This is a genomic window from Sphingopyxis sp. SE2, assembly GCF_032227185.1.
Classification (GTDB): domain Bacteria; phylum Pseudomonadota; class Alphaproteobacteria; order Sphingomonadales; family Sphingomonadaceae; genus Sphingopyxis.
Map to the genome: position 1 here is coordinate 1,653,930 of NZ_JAPMXW010000001.1, position 18,756 is coordinate 1,672,685.

The following is an 18,756-nucleotide window of genomic DNA, read 5'->3' on the forward strand; positions in this document are numbered from 1 at the left end:
TCCTCCCTGTGGCGAAGCCATGGGGAGGCGGACCGCCGCGAAGCGGTGGTGGAGGGGCGGAGACGTCACGCCATTGGCCCCTCCGCCAGCGCTTCGCGCTGCCCCCTCCCCATGTCTGCGGCACAGGGAGGATGCTTCTTTCCTCGTCACCCTCTAACGAGACACGTGGCTCGTTAGACTTGATCCGGGGTCCATTCTCGCCGCGCGGAAGGGATGGACTCCGGATCGGTGGGATGACGAATATTGGGAAACACCCGCTTCCCACCCCGTTTTCGCCGTTCGGCACAATTCGGGACGCAATGGCAGCAAGCGACCGATTGCGGACATTCGCCATTTGTTCGATAAGCAAGCGAGCGCGAATGAAGTATAGGAGTGCAAATTTGCGATCCATCTTGATTGGAATTTGCAGTGTGTTGCTAGGCGCTTGCCATTTCTTGAGCACTCCCTTTCCCGATGTGAACAAGGAAAAGCTTGTAATCAGTCTCCAAAGGACTGCCTGCTTTGGGTCTTGTCCAGATTACAAGGTCACGATCACAGGAAGCGGTCGCGTGGTTTTTGAAACAACGCCACATCTCGACCTCGATGATGGAGCGAATGTTCATCGCGCATACTCGACAGAAAGTGGTGTCCGGGTCCCCGGCACTCACGAGACAACCATAGATCCACAGGCGATCGACCAACTTCTGGCGCAATTCCAAGAAGCTCGATTCTTTTCCCTTCGCGATGAGTATCGAGCGAAGGTTACCGACAACCCGACCTATGTGGTGACGATTGATACCGGCAACGGCAAGAAATCGGTCGTCGACTATGTCGGCAAGGAAGCGGGGATGCCCGCATCGGTGACAGCGCTTCAAGATGCAATTGATACGGCAGCACGAACTGATCGCTGGATCGAGGGGACACCGCAGGTCATCCCGATGCTTCAAGAAGAAGGCGCTGACTTCGCTGGCATTTTGGGACTCGAACTCATGGACGCTGCGGCGAAGCGCAACGACGTGGGGACGATGCAGCGCTTGAAGGATTTGAGGGCTCCGGTTTTTCTGGCGAAAGGGCCGAGCCCACTGAGAACAGCAATCTACGAAGGACATAGTGATGCGATCAAATGGCTGATTGCTAACGGAGGGATTGCAGACGAAGCGCAGTGGAAGAGCGCGCTGCAGGAAGCAGTGGAGTCCGATAATCACGCCGCGTACGACGCTTTGTATCAGCCGCAGAACGCCCGTCGGATTGACCGCACCTTCGCAACAAAGCTTCTAACGGGTGCCGCTGCGAACGCAGACCCCCAGATTGTTAGCGAGATGCTCCGACTGGGGGCGAATCCGAACGGAGATGATGAAGATAGTCGCTTTTTCGACCCTCCACTCTTTGAAGCTGCCCACGGTGTGATGAGCAATGACGAAAAGCATCCTGCCACCACCGATCGCAGAGCAGTTATCCGGCTGCTATTGGCTGCGGGAGCAAAAATCGAGCATTGCCAATACGGCTACTGCGATAGCGTCTTGTGGCAGGTGAGTGACGCTGGCGTCGCGAGACTGCTGTTGGACGCTGGGGCCAATCCGGACTTCAAGGACAATGAAGGAGAACATGTCCTTTTCAACATTTCAGATGAAGACGTTGCGCTATTGCTCATTTCTCGAGGCGCTGAACTGGGGGCGGTTAGGCCCGCAGACGGGAAAACCCTGAGAGGGTGGAGCGAGTACCAGAAATGGCCGAAGGTGTTGGCGCTTCTCAATCGATCTGGGCTTTGAGTGAAGGCACTCCCTAGCAAAAAGCTATGTCCGCGTTCCCACCCGAAAACCCTCATCGCCCCACCGCAGCCCCCGGTTCAATCCAGCGCCGCGGCCAGCCGCTGGCGCAGCGCGACAAGCGCCTCGACCGGAATTCCCGCCACCCGCGCCGGCGCACCGGCATCGGGCGTCTCGCGCATCGAGACCGCGCGCGGCGCGGGCGCCGCGCCTGCCTCGGATGCCGGTTCGGACAACGCCTTGCGCGCGCCCTCGACCGTAAAGCCCCGCACATGCAGCAAATGGTGGATACGCTCGGCGAGCGCGACATCTTCGGCGCGGTAATAGCGGCGGCGGCCCGACCGCTGGAGCGGCTTCAACTGCGGAAAACGCGTTTCCCAATATCTGAGCACATGCGTCGGCACGCCGATCCGCACCGCCAGCTCGCCGATCGCCAGCATGGCGCCCGCCGCCTTGCCGTCATCGCCGGCCATGTCAGACGCCGGCATCGATAAGGCGGAACCTATTTGCCGGCAACGCGCGCTCGCATCGTCTGGCTGGCGCGAAAGGTCATCACGCGCCGCGGCAGGATCGGAACCTCGATCCCCGTCTTGGGATTGCGGCCGATCCGCTGCGCCTTGTCGCGCAGCACGAAGGTACCGAAACCCGAGATTTTGACATTCTGCCCGACCGCGAGCGCGTCGGACATATGGTCGAGAATCGATTCGACGATTGCCGCCGATTCATTGCGCGACAAGCCGATCTGCTGGTTGATGCGGCTGGCGATATCGGCTCGCGTAAGCGTCCCTGCGGTCATGTTGATCCCTTCCCCCTCCTGAAGCGAAATTATGCGGCCGGTTCCCTGACAGCCCCCACCGTCACGAGTCCCGTTACGCATATGTAACAAATCCGAATTAATCCGCCAAACTGAAACGGATGGAAGGAGAAGTTGACGCGGTGAATTCCATCCACTGCCGGTGCCGCGACTTCAGCCTAAACCCGCAGCACCGCCGCGCCCCAGGTGAAGCCGCCGCCCATCGCTTCGAGCACCACCAGGTCGCCGCGCTTGATCCGCCCGTCGCGCACCGCAAGGTCGAGCGCGAGCGGCACCGACGCCGCCGACGTGTTGGCGTGCTGGTCGACCGTCAGGACGACGCGCTCGGCGGGCAGGCCCAGCTTTTTTGCGGTCGCGTCGATGATCCGCTTGTTCGCCTGATGCGGCACGACCCAGTCGATCTGCTCGGCCGACAGCCCGAGCTCTTCCATCACCTCGGCCAGCACATTGGCAAGGTTGGTGACCGCGTGGCGGAACACTTCGCGGCCTTGCATCCGGACATGGCCGACCGTTCCGGTCGTCGACGGCCCGCCGTCGACATAGAGCATGTCCGAATATTTGCCCTCGGCATGGAGCCGCGTCGCAAGGATGCCGCGGTCGTCGACGACTTCTTCGGCCGACAGGACGATCGCGCCCGCGCCGTCGCCGAACAGCACGCAGGTCGTGCGGTCTTCCCAGTCGAGGATGCGGCTGAACGTCTCGCTGCCGATCACCAGCGCGTGCCTCGCCGCGCCGGTGCGCAGCATCGAATCGGCGACCGACACGGCATAGAGGAAGCCCGAGCACACCGCGGCGACGTCGAAGGCGATGCAGTCGGGCGCGCCGAGCAGCGCCTGCACTTTCGTTGCGCTGGCCGGAAACGTGTTGTCGGGGGTCGCGGTCGCGACGATGATCAGGCCGATGTCCGCCGCCTCGAGCCCCGCCGCCGCCAGCGCCTGCTTCGCCGCATCGGCGCCGAGCGTCGCGGTCGTCTCGTCGGGCTCGGCGATGTGGCGGAAACGGATGCCGGTGCGCTCGACGATCCATTCGTCGCTCGTGTCGACGCGGCTGGCGAGCTCGGCGTTCGACACGCGCGTGCGCGGCAGCGCCGAACCCGTACCGGCCAGGATCGCGCGCAGCGTCATGCCGCGTCGCCGCTGCGGAAGTTGGCGAGATCTTCGGTCACCTGACGCGTGATATCCTTTTCGATCAGCTCGGCGCACAGGTGGACGCAGTTCGCGACCCCCTTCGCATCGGCGCTGCCATGGCTCTTGAGCACCACGCCGTTGAGGCCGAGGAACACCGCGCCATTGTGATTATTGGGGTCGAGATGGTGGCGCAGCAACTCGGTCGCGGGGCGCGAGATCAGGAAGCCGATCTTCGAACGCGTCGAGCTTGTAAAGGCGCGGCGGAGCAGGTCGGTGACGAAGCGCGCCGTCCCCTCGATCGTCTTCAGCGCGATATTGCCCGAAAAGCCGTCATGGACGACGACATCGACATTGCCGCGCGACAATTTGTCGCCCTCGATGAAGCCGGTGAACTCCATGGGCAGTCCGTGCGCCTCGCGCAGCCGCGCCGCGGCGTCGCGGATCTCGCCGGTGCCCTTCAGCTCCTCGGTGCCGATGTTGAGCAGCGCGACGCGCGGTTTTTCCAGCCCCATCGCGGTGCGCGCATAGGCGGCGCCCATGACCGCGAACTGGATCAGGTTGTTGGCGTCGCAATCGGTGTTCGCGCCAAGGTCGAGCATGACGACGTCATTGTCGCCGAGCGTCGGCAGCAGCGCCGCGAGCGCCGGCCGGTCGATCCCCGGCATCGTGCGCAGCGCGAGCTTCGCCATCGCCATTAAAGCACCGGTGTTGCCCGCCGAAACGGCGCCGCCGGCATCGCCGCGCTTCACCGCATCGATCGCCAGCCCCATCGAGGTGCTCTTCGCCTTGCGCAGCGCCTGGCTCGGCTTGTCCTCGCCCGACACCACGCCGTCGGTGTGGAGGATGTCCGACGCTGCGCGCAGGTTCGGGTGATGATCGAGCGCGGCCTTGATCTGCTCCTCGTCGCCGACGAGGATGAAGCGGAGGCCGTCGTGCTTGTGGCGCGCCATCGCGGCGCCGGCGAGCATCATGCGCACGCCGACGTCACCGCCCATCGCATCGATTGCGATTCGCGGTGTCAGTGCCATCTAATGCCCTCCGGCCTGTTTATTACGCGCCGACCGACACCACTTCGCGGCCGTTATAATGGCCGCAGGCGTTGCAGAGGTTGTGCGGGCGCTTCAGCTCGCCGCAGTTCGGGCATTCCTGAAAGGCTTCGACCTTCAGGCTGTCGTGGCTGCGACGCATGCCGCGCTTCGAGGGCGAGGTTTTTCGCTTGGGAACGGCCATGATTTTTCCTGCATTCTCAAATAGTGTGTCACGAATCGGCTACCCGGATTTGTCGTTCCCGTTGCCGGAAAAGACTGGCCCGCCCGCCACGCCGAAGCCCATTCCCGTCTGGATGACGCAGGAAAAACTTCCGCCGGAAGGTGCCTCAACGCCAGATGGTGTCGGGTGCCGGATCGGGCGCGGCTATAGCGTTTTTGCCCGCAAAGGCAAGCCCATTGCGCGGGAATGGCTGCGACGTCATTCTCCGGCGCAGGCTTGCCCTGCTCCCCGCGCAATGCCACACCATCCTTGTCGCCGGGCCAGCCGGTGCAAGAGGGGGAACAAATGATAATCTTGCCGATCAGCCTGACGATCGCCGCCGGTGCGGCGCTGCTCAACCTGTGGCTCGCGCTCCGCGTCGGCCGCGTGCGGACGCGGGAGAAAGTCTTCATCGGCGACGGCGGCAACGACCTCTTGACCCGCCGGATGCGCGCGCACAGCAATTTCGTCGAAAACACCGCTTTCGTGCTGATCCTGCTCGCGCTCGTCGAACTCGGCTTCGGCTCGTCGATGTGGCTGTGGGCCGTCGGCGCGCTCTATCTCGTCGGCCGCATTCTCCACGCGCTCGGCATGGACGGGATGATGTGGGGCCGCATGGTCGGCACGATCGTCACCATGCTCACCCAGCTCGGCCTCGCGCTCACCGCACTCGCGATCGTCTATCTCACGCCGGTGAGCATCACGGCGACCGAGGTCGAGACGGTAGCAGCAACGCCGAAGTAATTTCTCCCCTCCCGCTTGCGGGAGGGGTCGGGGGAGGGCCTGTTCCGGTCCAACTTGGGGAAAAGCGACAAGCCCTCCCCTAACCCCTCCCGCAAGCGGGAGGGGGACCTCAGCCGCCGAGCGCCATATCGCTCACGAACGGGTTCGTCCGCCGTTCGTGCGCGAAATTGCTGTGCGCGCCGTGCCCGGGCAGAAAGGTCGTGTCGCCGCCCAGCGGCCATAATTTCTGCGTGATCGAATCGAGCAATTGCTGATGATTGCCGCGCGGAAAATCGGTGCGCCCGATCGATCCCTGAAAGATCACATCGCCGACGATCGCGAGCTTCGACGGCGCATGATGAAAGACGACATGCCCCGGCGTGTGCCCCGGACAGTGGATGACGTCGATCTTAAGATCGCCGACCGTCACCGTATCGCCGTCGACGAGCCAGCGGTCGGGTTCGAAGGATTCGCCGACCATGCCGAAACGCACGCCGTCCTCGGCAAAGGCCTCGATCCAGAAGCGGTCGTCCTCGTGCGGCCCCTCGATCGGGACGCCAAGTTCCTTCGCGAGCATCCCCGCCTGCCCGCAATGATCCATATGCCCATGGGTGACGAGGATCTTCTCGACCTCAACCCCGGTCTGCTTGACCGCTTCCTTCAGCTTGGGCAGGTCGCCGCCGGGATCGACAAAGGCCGCCTTGTTCGTCGCGGTGCACCACAGCAAGGTGCAATTCTGCTGGAAAGCGGTGACCGGCACGATCGCCGCGCGCATCGGAGGATTGGGGGGAGGATTGGGAGCGTTCATGGCGCTCGATGTGGGGAAAAGCGGCAGAAATGGCAAGGGTAAGGCTGGGTGAGCGATCTGTCGTTGTTGCTAGTGCCGTCGCCCCCTCAACGCAGCGTCATCGTATCCCCCTCGACATTCACCGCGTCGAGCTTCGCCAGAAAGCTCTGCCCCAGTAGCGACACGCCCATATCGGCGTCGATCACCGCCGCCGGAACCTGCCGCACCTCGATCCCTTCGACCACCACGCTGCCCAGCGTCACCGTGCGCATCGGCACGTCGCCGCCCGCGGTGCGCGCCATGCCGCCGATCGGCAGGCTGTCGACGTCGATCCCGATCGCCTCGGCATCGCGCCGCGTCAGCGCGACGATCGACGCACCGCTGTCGACCAGCATCCGGATGTTGGTGCCGTCGACCTCGGTATCGGCATAGAAATGCGAATCGCCGGCCCGGCCAAGGCGCACTTCGCCGCCCAAGCCCCTTGCGGCCGGCGCCGAAGGCCCCGACGACCAGGTGCTGCGCTTGCCGCGCTGCGTCGTCCAGTTGCTATTGTCCTGCGTTTCCGCCGCAGCCCGCGCACCGTCCGCATCGCCGGACGACCGGCTGGCGACGCTCGCCACACCGACCGACACCGCCGTGATGGCGACCGCCAAGCCAAGATACCGCCCGATCATGGGCGGTTTGTCGCAGATTGGGGTTGGAAATTGGTTAAGCGGGCTCGCGCTGCTCGATGAACGCGCGCCACGTCGGCGCGCCGCCGCGGATGCTATAGGCGATCCGCGCGCAGGCGTAAGGACGCCCGGGGCGATTGTCGGCCTCGCGCGCCGTCGACGGCCACACGCCCTCACCACCGGCGGACCAGCAGATCAGCGCCTCGGCCTCCTGCCCCGCCTCGATCGCCGCGCGCTCGGCGGCGCTCATCGACGCGGGCGCATCCCAGCCGAGAATCGCGCGATGCGTCGCGCCCTTGGAGAAAAGAGCATGAAGAAACGGGCTGTCGCGATCGACGAGCAGGCTCCTGATGCGTTCGCGATCGGCCGCCGCCAGCCACTTTCCGCCGAACATCGCTCCCCACCGCGCCTCGTCGCGCGAGCGCAGGGCGTCGGCGAGTTCGCCGGCGGCCGCCTCGAACCGCGGCGTCCAGACCGACTCCCTGGCGAGCGGCGCCAGCGCGACAGCGGGCGCGGGCGCTTCGGGCTGGACGGGCAACAGCGACGTCGGCGCCGCAGCGGCGACGGCGGACAGAAAAGCGGCGGCGAGCGCCGAAGAGATCAGCATGGCGCGCATGGCCGCCAACCTAGCAGCAAAGGCTGCACCTGTCATGAACCCGCGGCGAGCCCTTCGCGCATCCATGGCGGCGCCTCGGCGGCATCAATATCCTCCACCCGCCGATGCTCGACCGACCAGCCGAGTTCGGGATAGGCGATCATCTGCCTTTTTTCATCGGCCTCGGCGATCGGCACCACGACGATCCGCCGATTGACCTTCTGCCGCCAGTTCATCCGCGCCGTATTTTCCTGCCCGACGTAACAGCCCTTGGCAAAGCTGACCCCGTTCAGTTCGGCGGCATTGCATTCGAGCCACAGCGTCGCTCCATCGCCGAGTTCGGCGCGGCCCTCGGCAACGCCCAGCGCCAGCCGGTGCGCGCGCCACGCGGCATCGGCGCCCTCGCCTTCATCCGCCGGCGCAAGCCAGCGCTGGCCGAGCCCGGCCAGCCGCGGATCGACGACGCCGAGGTCGCCCGCCGGCGCCCAATGCACCGCCAGTTCGGGCTCCAATGCAATCGTGATCGCGCGGCGCAGGCGATAGAGGGTCAGGCGCTTCACCAGCGCTTCCGCCGCATCGCGCTCGCAATCGATCAGCACATCCGCTTGGTCGGCCCAGATCAGGAAATCGAACAGCGCCTTGCCCTGCGCGGTGAGCAGCGCCGCCCACACCGGCAAATTGCCCGACGTGTCGTTGGTGACGAGCCCTTGCAGAAAGCCGCGGACGTCCTCCCCCGACAGACGGATGAGGGCGCGGTCGTGAAGGGTTGTGTTAGCCATGCACGGACAATAGGGAGCGCGGGAGCCAACTTAAAGCCCCTCCCCTTCAGGGGAGGGGTTGGGGTGGGGTCCATCGGCCTTGCTCCATGCTTCGAGACCCCACCCGCGTCAGAGTCGCGTGCCTCTGAACGCCCCCTCCCCCGAAGGGGAGAGCGGAGAAGATGATGACCGACCGCCTGACGATCCGCCGCCCCGACGACTGGCACGTCCATCTGCGCGACGGCGCGATGCTCGAACATGTCGCGCAATATACCGCGCGCCAGTTCGCCCGCGCGATCGTCATGCCCAACCTGTCGCCGCCGGTGACGACCGCCGACGAAGGCCGGGCGTATCGCGAACGCATCAACGCCGCGGTGCCCGCCGGGCTCGACTTCACGCCGCTGATCGTCGCTTACCTCACCGACCACAGCAGCTCCGACGAGATGGCGCGCGGACACGCCGAGGGCGTCTTTACCGCCGCCAAACTCTATCCCGCGCACGCGACCACCGGCAGCGCGCACGGCGTCACCGACGTCGCGAACATCATGGGCGTGCTCGAGAGGATGCAGGAGATCGGCATGCCGCTCCTCATCCACGGCGAAGTCACCGACCACGACGTCGACATCTTCGACCGCGAGGCGGTGTTCATCGAACGCACGCTCGAACCGCTCGTCCGCGCCCTTCCCGCGCTCAAGATCGTCTTCGAACATATTACCACCGCCGAAGCCGCTGAGTTCGTCGCCGCCGCGCCCGCCAATGTCGCCGCGACGGTCACCCCGCAGCACCTCCACATCAACCGCAACGCGATGCTCGTCGGCGGCATCCGCCCGCACGCTTACTGCCTGCCCGTCGCGAAGCGCGAGCATCACCGGCTCGCGGTACGAAAGGCCGCGACCTCGGGCTCGCCCAAATTCTTCCTCGGCACCGACAGCGCGCCGCACGCGGTGCATACGAAGGAAGCGTCGTGCGGCTGCGCGGGCATTTTCAACGCCCCCTATGCGCTCGAATCCTATATCGAGGCGTTCGACGAGGACGGCGCCCTCGCCCATTTCGAAGGCTTCGCCAGCGAACATGGCCCGCGCTTCTACGGCCTGCCGCTCAATACCGGCACGGTGACATTGGAACGCGCCGAGACGCTCGTCCCCGACCGCATCGGCGAAGTCGTCCCCTTCCACGCCGGCGAAACGCTGGGCTGGCGGCTGGTCTGAAAATCCTCCCTGTGGCGAAGCCATGGGGAGGTGGCAGCGCGCAGCGCTGACGGAGGGGCTATAACGCGACGTCGCGGCCCCTCCACCACTCGCTTTCAGCGAGCGGCCCCCCTCCCCATGGCTTCGCCACAGGGAGGACCGAACTCAAGCCACCTCGATCATCCGCTCGGCGCGCATCTTGCGCAGCATGTCGAAACTGAACACCGCGATGCTCGCCCAGATCAGGATGAAGCAGGCGAGTTGCGCGGGTTTCAGCGGCTCGTGGAAGACGAACAGGCTCAAGACGAACTGGAGCGTCGGCGCGAGGAATTGGACGAAGCCGAGCGCGGCATAACTCATCCGCCGCGCCGCGGTGGCAAAGAGCAGCAGCGGCACCGCGGTGACGACCCCGCCCGCCATCAACAAGAGGCTGATGCCGCCGTCCGATCCGAAACCGCGCCCGTCGCCCGCCCACAGATACCAGGCGGACACGGCGAGCGACGGCAACAGCAGCACCGTCGTCTCGACCGAAAGCCCGGGCAGTGACCCCACCGGCACGACCTTGCGGATCAGGCCATAGATGCCGAACGAAAAGGCCAGCGTCAGGCTGATCCACAGCGTATCGAGCGCGCCCGCGAGCAGGATCGCAACCCCGACCCCCGCAATCGCCACCGCCAGCAATTGCAGCTTCGAAAGCCGCTCGCCGAGGAAGATCATGCCGAGCATCACATTGACCAGCGGGTTGAGATAATAGCCGAGGCTCGCCGCGAGCACATGGTCGGTGAAGATCGAATAGATATAGACGAGCCAGTTGACCGCGATCAGCAGCGAACTCGCCAGCAGCAGCCGCAGCGTCCGCCAATCTTTGAGCGCCGCCAGATATTCGCCGATCTGCCGGCGAAACAGCATGATCAGGAAACAGAGCGGCAGCGACCAGATGATCCGCTGCGCCAGCACCTCGACCGGCGGGACGCTCGCGATCAGTTTGAAGAAGAGCGGGACGAAGCCCCAGATGCCATAGGCGGCCAGCGCATAGGGCAGCCCGCCCTCATTGCTCCCCGCGGGGGCCGGTGTCTGTGCCATGGCGCTCGACTTCTAAAGGATCAGATGATGCCGCCGCCGAGCATCAGGCGGATGACGCCGATGACGATGACGACGATATTGAGGTTCCGCCCGCTCGTCTTGTCCGACATCGCGCCGAGCGCGAGGCCGACGACGGCGAAAGGAATGATCACCCAGTTCGCCCAGCCGAGCAGCGGAATGAACGCAAAAACGGCCAGAACCAGGGCGATAGCGCCGATGATGAGCGATCCGATATTGAGCATGGACAGGGTTTTCGCACGCCGCCCGCGATGCGGCAAGAGCCTTTCGGTTCGTCGATGGATGGGCTCGTTTCATCTTGTTGCCTTGCGTTCATGCAACGCGATCGGGAGCCGGCTCGTTTTCTCCTCGAAGCGCCCGAGCCTGCCAAGGCACGGAGCGCGGAACCAGGAAAGGACTTACCATGCGTATCTTCACCAAAGGCCTGATGGGCGCGTTCGTCGCCGCCAGCGTCCTCGGTACCACGCCGCTCCACGCCGGCGTGACGACCCCCGCCAAGGCGCCGGGCTATCACGAGTTCGAACAGGCGTCGGACTTCTACCGCAAGCGCAAGGATCGCCGCTATTATGCGCGCGACGAGCGCATCGATCGCGACACCCGCATCTGGCGCGACAATGACGGCCGCTATCGCTGCAAGAAGGACAATGGCACGACCGGCCTTCTGATCGGCGGCGCCGTCGGCGGCCTCGCCGGTCACGAAATCGCCGGCGGCGGCGACAAGCTGCTCGGCACTGTGCTCGGCGCTGCGGGCGGCGCGCTGCTCGGCCGCGAGATCGACCGCGACAAATATCGCTGCCGCTAAATTGAGACAGAAACCGTCTCGAGTGCGGGTTCGAGACCCCTCCACCCGCACACGCTGATGGCGAGGGCACCGGTTAACGCCGGTGCCCTCAAGCGTGTGCGCCTTGTCCCCCGGCCGTTCTTGTCCCACAAGCGTCGTCCACCGCTGCGGGAAAGAGACATATCATGCTGAACGGCCCCCTGCTCGTCACCGAGCGCCTGATCCTCCGCCCGCCCGCGGCGGAGGATTTCGACGCTTTCGCCGCGATGTGCGCCGAGGAAGAGACGATGCGCTTCATCGGCGGCGCCTGCCCGCGTTCGGCGGCGTGGCGCCAGTGGTGCACGCTCGCGGGCGCGTGGCACATCCGCGGCTTTTCGATGTTTTCGGTGATCGAGCGCGATACCGGCTTATGGGTCGGCCGCCTCGGCCCGTGGGAGCCCGACGGCTGGCCGGCGCCCGAGATCGGCTACGGCGTCAGCGCGCGCTTCGCGGGCAAGGGCTATGCCTTCGAGGGCGCGGTCGCCGCCTGCGATTTCGCGGTCGAATTCCTGAAATGGCCCGAGCTGATGCACAGCATCGACCCCGCCAACACGCGTTCGCAAGCGCTCGCCAAACGCCTCGGCGCGGCCAACAGCGGCCCGACGCGCCTCCCCGCCCCGTTCGAGGACGCGCCCGTCGACGCCTGGACGCAAAGCGCCGACGCGTGGCGCATCAAACGCAGGGAATTTCAGCCCTGACCGGGCGCATCCTTACAAAAGCGTCTCGCTCCGAGACAGGTTGCGGCCAATAAAGCCCGCGCGTTAACGCATTTTATTTGGGCCTTTTTGACCAGGATCGGGCATTCCCGGTAAAGGATTAAGGGAGTGTTAGCGATGATCTTGCGCGGAAAATGGCTCGTTGCCGGTTTGCTGGTCGCGGCGGCGCCGCTCGGCGGATGCCGCGACAACCCCAATGCCAAGGCCGATCTCGCCCCGCTCGACGACGGGCTGACCAACGCCGACCCGGCGATCAAGGGCTCGCTCGAAGACAAGATCATGGTCGATCCGGCGCTCGCGGGCCAGTCGAACCGCAACGCCGTCGGCCCGGGCAACCGGCCGATCGACGGCGGCGTTCCCGGCGTCCGGAGCGGCAAGGCCGCGACCGCCGCCGAAGCCGCCGCGGCGCTAAAGGCCGGCAAGCTGCTGACCGCGCCCAAAGCCCTCCCGATGGAGGCCGGCTGCAACGGCTGCGAAGCGGAGGCCCGCCCGGTGACCATCGGCGCCCTCGCGCGCGATCAGCAAAAGGGCGGCGGCTGCGACGCCAAGCTGACCTACAGCAACGCGTGGGCGAACCGCCTTCCCGCCGCGTTCAAGGTCTACCCGCGCGCGACGCTGCGCGAGGCCGCGGGGATCGCCGGCGGCAAATGCAACATCCGCGTCGTCAATTTTCAGACCGCCGCCTCGATGCAGGCGGTACTCGACTATTATCACACGATGGCGATCCGCGCCGGCTACACCAGCGATCACCGCGTCAACGGCAACGAGCATATGCTCGGCGGCACCAAGGGCGATCTCGCCTATGTGCTGATGATGCGCCGCGACGGCGGGATGACCGACGTCGATCTCGTCGCCTCGGGCGGCAAATAAGCCCCATCCCGCAAACGACATGAAAAAGGCCCCGGGGAGAGGGATCCCGGGGCCTTTTTCCTTGCTTGCGTGACGAGCAAGCGAACGGACCGAAAGGTCAGATCTTGTCGCCGAGCGCGCCCTCGACCTTGCCCTTCAGATTCTGGGCTTCGCCCTTGCGCTCCTGCGCCTCGCCTTCGGCGCGCAGACGCTCGTTGTCGGTCGCCTTGCCGGTCGCCTGCTTCACATTGCCGGCGGCTTCGTTCGCGATGCCTTTGGCTTTTTCGGTGAGTTCACCCATGGCGTATCTCCTTGCTTTTGCAGAGGCGGAGGGGTGCGCCTCTTGCCGGACCAACGACGCGGCGGGGCATATGTTCCGCCGTTTGAGGCAGGCCGTTCGGGAGCGAGGGTCGCTGGCCGACGTCGGCATCGGGGTGGGGAGCTGCCGTTTAGAGAATGCGTCGCCCCCCACCCTCGCTCTTGGCAATCCACGGCTCGCCTCATCCTATCCTCTGCACGGTTCGTCAGCCTTGGCGTGGCCCTTGCTCGCTTATACGCGTTCAAGATTCATCCGTTCCAAACATCATTTCTCAAAGGAGACCCCAAGCGATGCGGAAACTCGCAGGCTTTGTTGCAACTTTCTCTCTCGGCATGGCGGCCGTCGTGGCCGCCCCCGCGCTGGCGCAGGACGCCGCCGCGGCGACCGTCGACCTTTCGGTCGGCACCAAGGTTTTCGATTCCGAGGGCGCCGAACTCGGCACCGTCTCGAGCGCACAGGGCGCGAACGTCGTCGTCGATCTCGGCGAAGGCAAGCAGGTGACCCTCCCCGCCAATTCCTTCGGTCAGCTCGAAAAGGGCCCGACGATCGGCGCCACGCGGGCGCAAGTCGTCGCCGCGGTCGATCAGGCCGCGGCCGGCAACGAAGCCAAGCTCACCGCCGCGATCCAGCCCGGCGCCGACGTGCGCGGCGTCAATGGCCAGGCCATCCTCGGCAAGGTCAAGCTCGTCGCCGCCGACGGCGTGGTCCTCACCACCCCGACCGGCGACGTGAAGCTGCCGCGCAACGCCTTCTTCATCGGTCAGGCGGGTCTTGCGACCAGCTTCACGGCGGAACAATTCGCCGCCGCGATGCAGCAAGTGAACAGCGCCGCCGCCGCCGATGACGCCGCGGTCGCCGCCGCGCTCGTCGCGGGTGCCGACGTCCGCAGCCTCAAGGGCGCGGCCGTGCTCGGCAAGGTCAAGTCGGTCAGCGCCGATGCGGTCGTCGTGACCACCCCCGGCGGCGACGACGTCAGCCTGCCGCGCAGCGCTTTCCTGATGTCGCCCGCCGGCCTCGCCGCGGCCTATACCGCCGAACAGTTCGCCGCCGCCGTCGCACAGGCGACGGGCGAACCGGCACCGCAGGCCGACGCCACCGCGGCCGCCGACGCGGCGGCCGAACAGCCGGCCAACTAAGCCGCTCCGGCTTCAAAGGTTCAGGGCGCGGAAGCATCGCTTCCGCGCCCTTTTCCATACGCGCAGGCGCCCTGAACAAATTGTCATCCCGGCGAAGGCCGGGATCTCACCCTCGCGGTTTTGCGCACCGGCGAGATCCCGGCCTTCGCCGGGATGATGAGATAGAAAGGCAGCGTTTCCCGCCCCGATCCGACACCCCGGATTACCGCCTTGCAATATCACTATTATCGATTATCGATATGCACCGTATCGGTAATCGAAAAGGGGATTCGCGATGCTACGATGGAGCCGCCGGCTGCTCATGGGATTGAACATCCTGAACTGGGTGTTCCTCGCGCTGTTCCTGATCGCGCTCGTCGCGGTCAGTCTGCGGCCCGATCTGGTCCTCGACGCGATCGCCGGCGCCAAGCCCGCGATCGACGGCGGCTATATGCTCGACCTGTTCCGCATCACCCTGCTGCTCTGCATCCCGGTCGCCATCGCCGCGCATGCGATCTTCACCCGCCTGATCGCGATGATCGACGCGACAAAGGCGGGCGCGGCCTTCACCCTCGACAACGCCCGGCGGCTCCGCGCGATCGGCTGGTGGCTGCTCGCGACGCAGGTCATCGACGCCGCCTATGGCTGGCTGTCGCTGGAAATGTCGCGCATCAGCGGAGAGGTATTCGGCTGGCAGCCCAGCCTCACCGCCTGGCTCGCCGTGCTGCTCCTCTTCGTCCTTGCGCGCATCTTCGAACAGGGCGCGGCGATGCGCGAAGAGCTCGAGCAGACGATTTAGGAAATCCGATATGCCGATACGAATCCAGCTCGACGACATGCTGTGGCGGCGGCGGATGACGCTGACCGAGCTCAGCGAACGCGTCGACATCACCGTCGCCAACCTGTCGGTGCTCAAGACCGGCAAGGCGAAGGCGATCCGCTTCTCGACCCTCGACGCGATCTGCCGCGCGCTCGAATGCCAACCCGGCGACCTGATCGCCTTCGACCCGGAAGGACCGGCCGATGAAGAGTGATATTGCTACCGTCTATCGCAGCGCCTGGGCCTTCGCTCTCGCCTGTCCGCTGCTCTTCCTCATCCCCGTGCTCGTCGAACTCGCGCAGCATGTCGTCGAATGGCGCGCGGGCATGTACGACGGCATCGCGGGCGCCAAGGCGGCCGAAGCCGACCCGCTTCGCCTGCAATTCGGCTTTGCGAAGACACTCGCGCTGCTGCTGCCCGGCTATTGGTTCACGCGCTATATCCTCTTTGGTTTCGACGCGCGGCGCGCCGCGCGCATCGAATGGCCCGCGATCGGCCTGTGGCTCATCCTGTTCGCGCTGAACGGCGTGCAACAATGGTGGACGCTGTTCGGCCCCTCGCTGACCGGCCTGATGGGCCTTTCCGGGACGACCGCGCAATGGACCGGCTATGCGCTGGTCTTGTTCAGCAGCATCGCCGGCATCTATTTCATGGCATGGACCGTCGCCTGGGCGCTCGGCAACGCCGCGATCGGCCCGATCCGCTCGGTGCGGATCATGGCGGGCAGCTTCTGGCGCACCATACTGCTACTCCTCGCCGGCGTGCTGCCGCTGATGATCGCGCACTATGCGCTCAGCTTCGGCGCGATCTTCGCCCCGGCGATCCTCGACTGGCCGCTGCTGCTGCTCGACGCGCTCGTCGTCGGCCTGCTCGCGCTGACCATGGCGGGCAGCAACGCCATCGCCGCCCGCCATGCCGCCGCGGTCAAGGGCAAGGATTTGCGGCCCGAACCGGCGGTGGCCCGTGGTTTGGCGGGCACGTTGTAACGAGCGCCGGGAAATGACCGTTAGTTGACGCACGATCCTCCCTGTGGCGAAGCCATGGGGAGGTGGCAGCCCGAAGGGCTGACGGAGGGGTTATAATGGCGCGAGGTTTCCGCCCCTCCACCATCGCCTACGGCGCCTCGCGGGAAGCAACGCGCCCCGCGCGTTGCTTTTACCCCGCTCGCTCCCCCTCCCCATGCCTGCGGCACAGGGAGGATATTTCTTTCCTCGTCATCCTCGTACGAGGCACGTGACTCGCGCGACTTGATCCGGGGTCCATTCGTTCAACGCTGCGAGAACGGATCCCGGATCGAGCCCGGGATGACGGAAGAGAGAATATACCAAGGTAACTCACCACCCGTTTCGATCGTTCGCCGCCGATCTGGATCGAATGACCGGAATCGACCGAACCTAGCCGTCGCCCCCGCGAAGGCGGGGGCCGCTAGCGGCCTTACTCAGCGGCATTGTGTAAAACGACAGCGGCCCCCGCCTTCGCGGGGGCGACGGTTGTGGAATGTCCGCTCTCCACCCCAAAACAGACATAATGCCGAAACCCCTTCCGCCCTCACGCCGCCATCCGCAGCCGGTTCCGCCCCTCGCGTTTCGCCGCGTACAGCGCCTGATCCGCCCGGTGCAGCAACTCCTCGATGTCGGGCTCGCCGTCGAACACCGCCAGACCGATGCTGATCGTCGCCTGCGGCACGCCGTCGTCGGCCGCGGTGCCGGTCTCCACCGCCTTGCGCACGCGCTCGGCGACGATTTCGGCTGCCTGCGCGCTCGATCGCCGGAGGATGCACACGAACTCCTCGCCGCCGATGCGGCCGAGCATATCCTCTTCGCGCAGCGCCGCCTTGGCGCGCTGCCCGACGCGGTGGATGACGCGGTCGCCGACCGCATGGCCGTGGGTGTCGTTGATCCGCTTGAAATGATCGATGTCGAAGATCGCGACCGCCAGCGGCGCGCCATGCTCGCGCGCGCCCGCCAGCGCTTTTTCGAGGAAGGCCAGTGTGTGCCGCCGGTTGGGCAGCCCGGTCAGCATGTCGGTGTTCGCGACGCGCTCGGCGGCGCTGCGCGCGGCTTCCAATATCCGCGCATTCTCGACCGTCTCGGTCACATCCTGCACGGTGCCGAAAATCGCGACCGCCTGCCCGCCGCGACCCGCCTCGATCGACCCGTGCGACTTCACATGGCGAATCTCGCCGTCGGCGCGCACGATACGTCCCTGAAACTCGAAGGGCTCGCCGGTGCGGACCGCCTCTTCCAATATCTTCCGGACCGCGGCGCCGTCTTCGGCGACATATTGTTTGACGCTGTAATTGACGTCGACCGGCGTGCCGGGAACCAGCCCGTGGATGCGATAGGCCTGGTCCGACCAGTGGATCGTCCACGCGACCAGATCGACGCGCCAATGCCCGACGAGCGCCACCGCCTCGGCCTGGAGCAGCCAGCGGTTGCTCTGCTCCAGCCGCTTCGCCAGCCGCTGGCGCACGATCAGCAGCGACGCCAGCGGCAGCGTCGTGAACAGCAGCGACAGCAGATAGAATTGCAGGAACAGCACTTTGACCTTCGCGGGCTCATCGATCGCGACGATCGGGCCATAGCCCTGCCCGCTGAGCAGCGAAGTGATGATCGTCACGATCAATATTCCCGCCGCCGCACCAAAGGGGCCCAGCCGATAGGCGGCCGCGACGACCGCCATGCACGGCAGGAAGGTCGCGGGAAATTCGGCCTGGCTGAATGCGGCGATCGTGACCAGTCCGGCGCCCGTCAGGATCGCGGTCGCCTCGGCCTTCATCCGCGGCGGCGCATTGTCCATCGCTTTCGTGCCGATCATCCGGGCGAGCATCACGATCGGCGGGGTGACGATCAGCATTCCGAGCAGCACCGTCGTCAGCCACGAAAGGTAAAAATCGATGCTCGCGCCGACCAGTGTCCCTGCGAGCAGCGCGCTGGCCGCGCTTGCGCCGAGCGCCGCGCCGCAAAAGCTGACGACCGAGCGCGGGACCATGAACGACAGGTCTTCCGTCCGGTCGCGGCGGATCAACCACAGCGCGATGGCGGCCTCGCACCCGTTCGCCAGCGTATAGGCAAGGCAGGACAGGGGCGGCACGCCGCTCCACAGGTTCGCGGCAAGGCTGGCCGCCGCCATGCCGGCGAACGACGACACGCGCGCTCGCGCATGGCCCGGCATCAACAGCAGCAGCGCGAGGAAATAGCCGCTCGGCGGCCAGACCGCCGCGATATTGTCGACACCCTTGGTCGTGTGCAGCGACAGGCTCGCCAGCAGAAAATATCCCGTTGCGGTCAACAGGAACCAGAAGACCGCTTCGACTCTGGGCGTCAGCGACTGGGTCATGCGACCAGTTAACCGAAAAGGG

The 18,756-nt window shown here is 65.6% G+C and carries 23 protein-coding genes; 10 read left to right on the forward strand and 13 right to left on the reverse strand.

Going from position 1 to position 18,756, the window contains the following annotated elements; translation table 11 throughout:
- Window positions 1–434 precede the first annotated feature (434 nt).
- A complete protein-coding gene (locus tag OVY29_RS07860) occupies window positions 435–1,748 on the forward strand; it encodes a DUF6438 domain-containing protein (RefSeq protein WP_313911150.1) in 1,314 nt (437 codons plus the stop codon).
- A gap of 77 nt (window positions 1,749–1,825) precedes the next feature.
- Here the strand turns inward: OVY29_RS07860 and OVY29_RS07865 are convergent, their stop codons facing one another.
- From OVY29_RS07865 to rpmF, 5 genes are all read right to left on the reverse strand, one after another.
- A complete protein-coding gene (locus OVY29_RS07865; protein WP_235211570.1) occupies window positions 1,826–2,218 on the reverse strand; it encodes a MerR family transcriptional regulator in 393 nt (130 codons plus the stop codon).
- A gap of 29 nt (window positions 2,219–2,247) precedes the next feature.
- On the reverse strand, window positions 2,248–2,541 hold the full coding sequence (locus tag OVY29_RS07870) for an integration host factor subunit alpha (RefSeq protein ID WP_037556786.1): 294 nt from the start codon (window positions 2,539–2,541) through the stop codon (window positions 2,248–2,250).
- A gap of 176 nt (window positions 2,542–2,717) precedes the next feature.
- Complete coding sequence (locus OVY29_RS07875; protein WP_313911151.1) at window positions 2,718–3,683, reverse strand: beta-ketoacyl-ACP synthase III; 966 nt, start codon at window positions 3,681–3,683, stop codon at window positions 2,718–2,720.
- Window positions 3,680–4,714, reverse strand: a complete 1,035-nt coding sequence (gene plsX, locus OVY29_RS07880) for a phosphate acyltransferase PlsX (protein WP_037556784.1) — start codon at window positions 4,712–4,714, stop codon at window positions 3,680–3,682. The genes OVY29_RS07875 and plsX overlap by 4 nt, the downstream gene beginning before the upstream one ends.
- Before the next feature lie 22 nt (window positions 4,715–4,736).
- Window positions 4,737–4,916, reverse strand: a complete 180-nt coding sequence (gene rpmF, locus OVY29_RS07885) for a 50S ribosomal protein L32 (protein WP_011541714.1) — start codon at window positions 4,914–4,916, stop codon at window positions 4,737–4,739.
- A 324-nt stretch (window positions 4,917–5,240) separates the two neighbouring features.
- Between rpmF and OVY29_RS07890 the strand changes: the two genes are divergently transcribed.
- The gene (locus tag OVY29_RS07890; protein ID WP_037556783.1) at window positions 5,241–5,678 is read left to right on the forward strand and encodes an MAPEG family protein; all 438 of its coding nucleotides are present in this window, start codon (window positions 5,241–5,243) and stop codon (window positions 5,676–5,678) included.
- A 109-nt stretch (window positions 5,679–5,787) separates the two neighbouring features.
- Here OVY29_RS07890 and OVY29_RS07895 read toward each other — a convergent pair whose 3' ends face one another.
- The 4 genes from OVY29_RS07895 to OVY29_RS07910 form a co-directional block, all read right to left on the reverse strand.
- On the reverse strand, window positions 5,788–6,465 hold the full coding sequence (locus OVY29_RS07895) for an MBL fold metallo-hydrolase (RefSeq protein WP_037556782.1): 678 nt from the start codon (window positions 6,463–6,465) through the stop codon (window positions 5,788–5,790).
- A gap of 86 nt (window positions 6,466–6,551) precedes the next feature.
- Entirely contained in the window at window positions 6,552–7,097 is a 546-nt protein-coding gene (locus OVY29_RS07900) for a TIGR02281 family clan AA aspartic protease (protein WP_235211569.1), read from the reverse strand.
- Window positions 7,098–7,152: 55 nt separating this feature from the next.
- Entirely contained in the window at window positions 7,153–7,731 is a 579-nt protein-coding gene (locus OVY29_RS07905) for a hypothetical protein (protein ID WP_037556780.1), read from the reverse strand.
- Between the two features lie 32 nt (window positions 7,732–7,763).
- A complete protein-coding gene (locus OVY29_RS07910; protein ID WP_037556779.1) occupies window positions 7,764–8,489 on the reverse strand; it encodes a YgfZ/GcvT domain-containing protein in 726 nt (241 codons plus the stop codon).
- A 164-nt stretch (window positions 8,490–8,653) separates the two neighbouring features.
- On the opposite strand from OVY29_RS07910, the gene pyrC reads away from it, so the two are divergent.
- Window positions 8,654–9,676, forward strand: coding sequence for a dihydroorotase (pyrC, locus tag OVY29_RS07915; RefSeq protein ID WP_037556796.1), 1,023 nt, complete (start codon window positions 8,654–8,656; stop codon window positions 9,674–9,676).
- 144 nt (window positions 9,677–9,820) lie between these two features.
- Here the strand turns inward: pyrC and rarD are convergent, their stop codons facing one another.
- Both rarD and OVY29_RS07925 read right to left on the reverse strand, forming a co-directional pair.
- The gene (rarD, locus tag OVY29_RS07920; protein WP_037556778.1) at window positions 9,821–10,738 is read right to left on the reverse strand and encodes an EamA family transporter RarD; all 918 of its coding nucleotides are present in this window, start codon (window positions 10,736–10,738) and stop codon (window positions 9,821–9,823) included.
- A 20-nt stretch (window positions 10,739–10,758) separates the two neighbouring features.
- On the reverse strand, window positions 10,759–10,980 hold the full coding sequence (locus OVY29_RS07925) for a membrane protein (RefSeq protein ID WP_037556777.1): 222 nt from the start codon (window positions 10,978–10,980) through the stop codon (window positions 10,759–10,761).
- Window positions 10,981–11,159: 179 nt separating this feature from the next.
- Between OVY29_RS07925 and OVY29_RS07930 the strand changes: the two genes are divergently transcribed.
- The 3 genes from OVY29_RS07930 to OVY29_RS07940 all read left to right on the forward strand — a co-directional run bounded on the left by OVY29_RS07930 (window position 11,160) and on the right by OVY29_RS07940 (window position 13,162).
- Complete coding sequence (locus OVY29_RS07930) at window positions 11,160–11,558, forward strand: glycine zipper 2TM domain-containing protein (RefSeq protein WP_037556776.1); 399 nt, start codon at window positions 11,160–11,162, stop codon at window positions 11,556–11,558.
- A gap of 164 nt (window positions 11,559–11,722) precedes the next feature.
- Window positions 11,723–12,274, forward strand: coding sequence for a GNAT family N-acetyltransferase (locus OVY29_RS07935; RefSeq protein ID WP_081933165.1), 552 nt, complete (start codon window positions 11,723–11,725; stop codon window positions 12,272–12,274).
- 135 nt (window positions 12,275–12,409) lie between these two features.
- Window positions 12,410–13,162 carry a hypothetical protein gene (locus OVY29_RS07940; protein WP_037556773.1) on the forward strand — a complete coding sequence of 251 codons (753 nt, stop codon included), beginning with the start codon at window positions 12,410–12,412 and terminating at the stop codon, window positions 13,160–13,162.
- 97 nt (window positions 13,163–13,259) lie between these two features.
- Here OVY29_RS07940 and OVY29_RS07945 read toward each other — a convergent pair whose 3' ends face one another.
- Window positions 13,260–13,442: a CsbD family protein gene (locus tag OVY29_RS07945; protein WP_037556771.1), complete on the reverse strand. Its 183-nt coding sequence runs from the start codon at window positions 13,440–13,442 to the stop codon at window positions 13,260–13,262.
- A gap of 308 nt (window positions 13,443–13,750) precedes the next feature.
- On the opposite strand from OVY29_RS07945, the gene OVY29_RS07950 reads away from it, so the two are divergent.
- The 4 genes from OVY29_RS07950 to OVY29_RS07965 all read left to right on the forward strand — a co-directional run bounded on the left by OVY29_RS07950 (window position 13,751) and on the right by OVY29_RS07965 (window position 16,381).
- The gene (locus tag OVY29_RS07950; RefSeq protein WP_200880220.1) at window positions 13,751–14,596 is read left to right on the forward strand and encodes a hypothetical protein; all 846 of its coding nucleotides are present in this window, start codon (window positions 13,751–13,753) and stop codon (window positions 14,594–14,596) included.
- A gap of 274 nt (window positions 14,597–14,870) precedes the next feature.
- Complete coding sequence (locus OVY29_RS07955; protein WP_052182478.1) at window positions 14,871–15,374, forward strand: DUF2975 domain-containing protein; 504 nt, start codon at window positions 14,871–14,873, stop codon at window positions 15,372–15,374.
- A 10-nt stretch (window positions 15,375–15,384) separates the two neighbouring features.
- On the forward strand, window positions 15,385–15,609 hold the full coding sequence (locus tag OVY29_RS07960) for a helix-turn-helix domain-containing protein (protein WP_037557566.1): 225 nt from the start codon (window positions 15,385–15,387) through the stop codon (window positions 15,607–15,609).
- The gene (locus OVY29_RS07965; RefSeq protein ID WP_313911152.1) at window positions 15,599–16,381 is read left to right on the forward strand and encodes a hypothetical protein; all 783 of its coding nucleotides are present in this window, start codon (window positions 15,599–15,601) and stop codon (window positions 16,379–16,381) included. The genes OVY29_RS07960 and OVY29_RS07965 overlap by 11 nt, the downstream gene beginning before the upstream one ends.
- Before the next feature lie 562 nt (window positions 16,382–16,943).
- Here OVY29_RS07965 and OVY29_RS07970 read toward each other — a convergent pair.
- Window positions 16,944–18,734, reverse strand: a complete 1,791-nt coding sequence (locus OVY29_RS07970) for a diguanylate cyclase (protein ID WP_037557348.1) — start codon at window positions 18,732–18,734, stop codon at window positions 16,944–16,946.
- Between the last annotated feature and the right edge of the window lie 22 nt (window positions 18,735–18,756).

What these genes read in the sequence shown, in the direction of transcription:
- OVY29_RS07865 (WP_235211570.1), bottom strand. Translation starts at nt 2,218, where the DNA reads ATGGCCGGCGATGACGGCAAGGCGGCGGGCGCCATGCTGGCGATCGGC.
- OVY29_RS07870 (WP_037556786.1), bottom strand. Translation starts at nt 2,541, where the DNA reads ATGACCGCAGGGACGCTTACGCGAGCCGATATCGCCAGCCGCATCAAC.
- OVY29_RS07875 (WP_313911151.1), bottom strand. Translation starts at nt 3,683, where the DNA reads ATGACGCTGCGCGCGATCCTGGCCGGTACGGGTTCGGCGCTGCCGCGC.
- plsX (WP_037556784.1), bottom strand. Translation starts at nt 4,714, where the DNA reads ATGGCACTGACACCGCGAATCGCAATCGATGCGATGGGCGGTGACGTC.
- rpmF (WP_011541714.1), bottom strand. Translation starts at nt 4,916, where the DNA reads ATGGCCGTTCCCAAGCGAAAAACCTCGCCCTCGAAGCGCGGCATGCGT.
- OVY29_RS07890 (WP_037556783.1), top strand. Translation starts at nt 5,241, where the DNA reads ATGATAATCTTGCCGATCAGCCTGACGATCGCCGCCGGTGCGGCGCTG.
- OVY29_RS07895 (WP_037556782.1), bottom strand. Translation starts at nt 6,465, where the DNA reads ATGAACGCTCCCAATCCTCCCCCCAATCCTCCGATGCGCGCGGCGATC.
- OVY29_RS07905 (WP_037556780.1), bottom strand. Translation starts at nt 7,731, where the DNA reads ATGCGCGCCATGCTGATCTCTTCGGCGCTCGCCGCCGCTTTTCTGTCC.
- OVY29_RS07910 (WP_037556779.1), bottom strand. Translation starts at nt 8,489, where the DNA reads ATGGCTAACACAACCCTTCACGACCGCGCCCTCATCCGTCTGTCGGGG.
- pyrC (WP_037556796.1), top strand. Translation starts at nt 8,654, where the DNA reads ATGACCGACCGCCTGACGATCCGCCGCCCCGACGACTGGCACGTCCAT.
- rarD (WP_037556778.1), bottom strand. Translation starts at nt 10,738, where the DNA reads ATGGCACAGACACCGGCCCCCGCGGGGAGCAATGAGGGCGGGCTGCCC.
- OVY29_RS07925 (WP_037556777.1), bottom strand. Translation starts at nt 10,980, where the DNA reads ATGCTCAATATCGGATCGCTCATCATCGGCGCTATCGCCCTGGTTCTG.
- OVY29_RS07930 (WP_037556776.1), top strand. Translation starts at nt 11,160, where the DNA reads ATGCGTATCTTCACCAAAGGCCTGATGGGCGCGTTCGTCGCCGCCAGC.
- OVY29_RS07935 (WP_081933165.1), top strand. Translation starts at nt 11,723, where the DNA reads ATGCTGAACGGCCCCCTGCTCGTCACCGAGCGCCTGATCCTCCGCCCG.
- OVY29_RS07940 (WP_037556773.1), top strand. Translation starts at nt 12,410, where the DNA reads ATGATCTTGCGCGGAAAATGGCTCGTTGCCGGTTTGCTGGTCGCGGCG.
- OVY29_RS07945 (WP_037556771.1), bottom strand. Translation starts at nt 13,442, where the DNA reads ATGGGTGAACTCACCGAAAAAGCCAAAGGCATCGCGAACGAAGCCGCC.
- OVY29_RS07950 (WP_200880220.1), top strand. Translation starts at nt 13,751, where the DNA reads ATGCGGAAACTCGCAGGCTTTGTTGCAACTTTCTCTCTCGGCATGGCG.
- OVY29_RS07955 (WP_052182478.1), top strand. Translation starts at nt 14,871, where the DNA reads ATGCTACGATGGAGCCGCCGGCTGCTCATGGGATTGAACATCCTGAAC.
- OVY29_RS07960 (WP_037557566.1), top strand. Translation starts at nt 15,385, where the DNA reads ATGCCGATACGAATCCAGCTCGACGACATGCTGTGGCGGCGGCGGATG.
- OVY29_RS07965 (WP_313911152.1), top strand. Translation starts at nt 15,599, where the DNA reads ATGAAGAGTGATATTGCTACCGTCTATCGCAGCGCCTGGGCCTTCGCT.
- OVY29_RS07970 (WP_037557348.1), bottom strand. Translation starts at nt 18,734, where the DNA reads ATGACCCAGTCGCTGACGCCCAGAGTCGAAGCGGTCTTCTGGTTCCTG.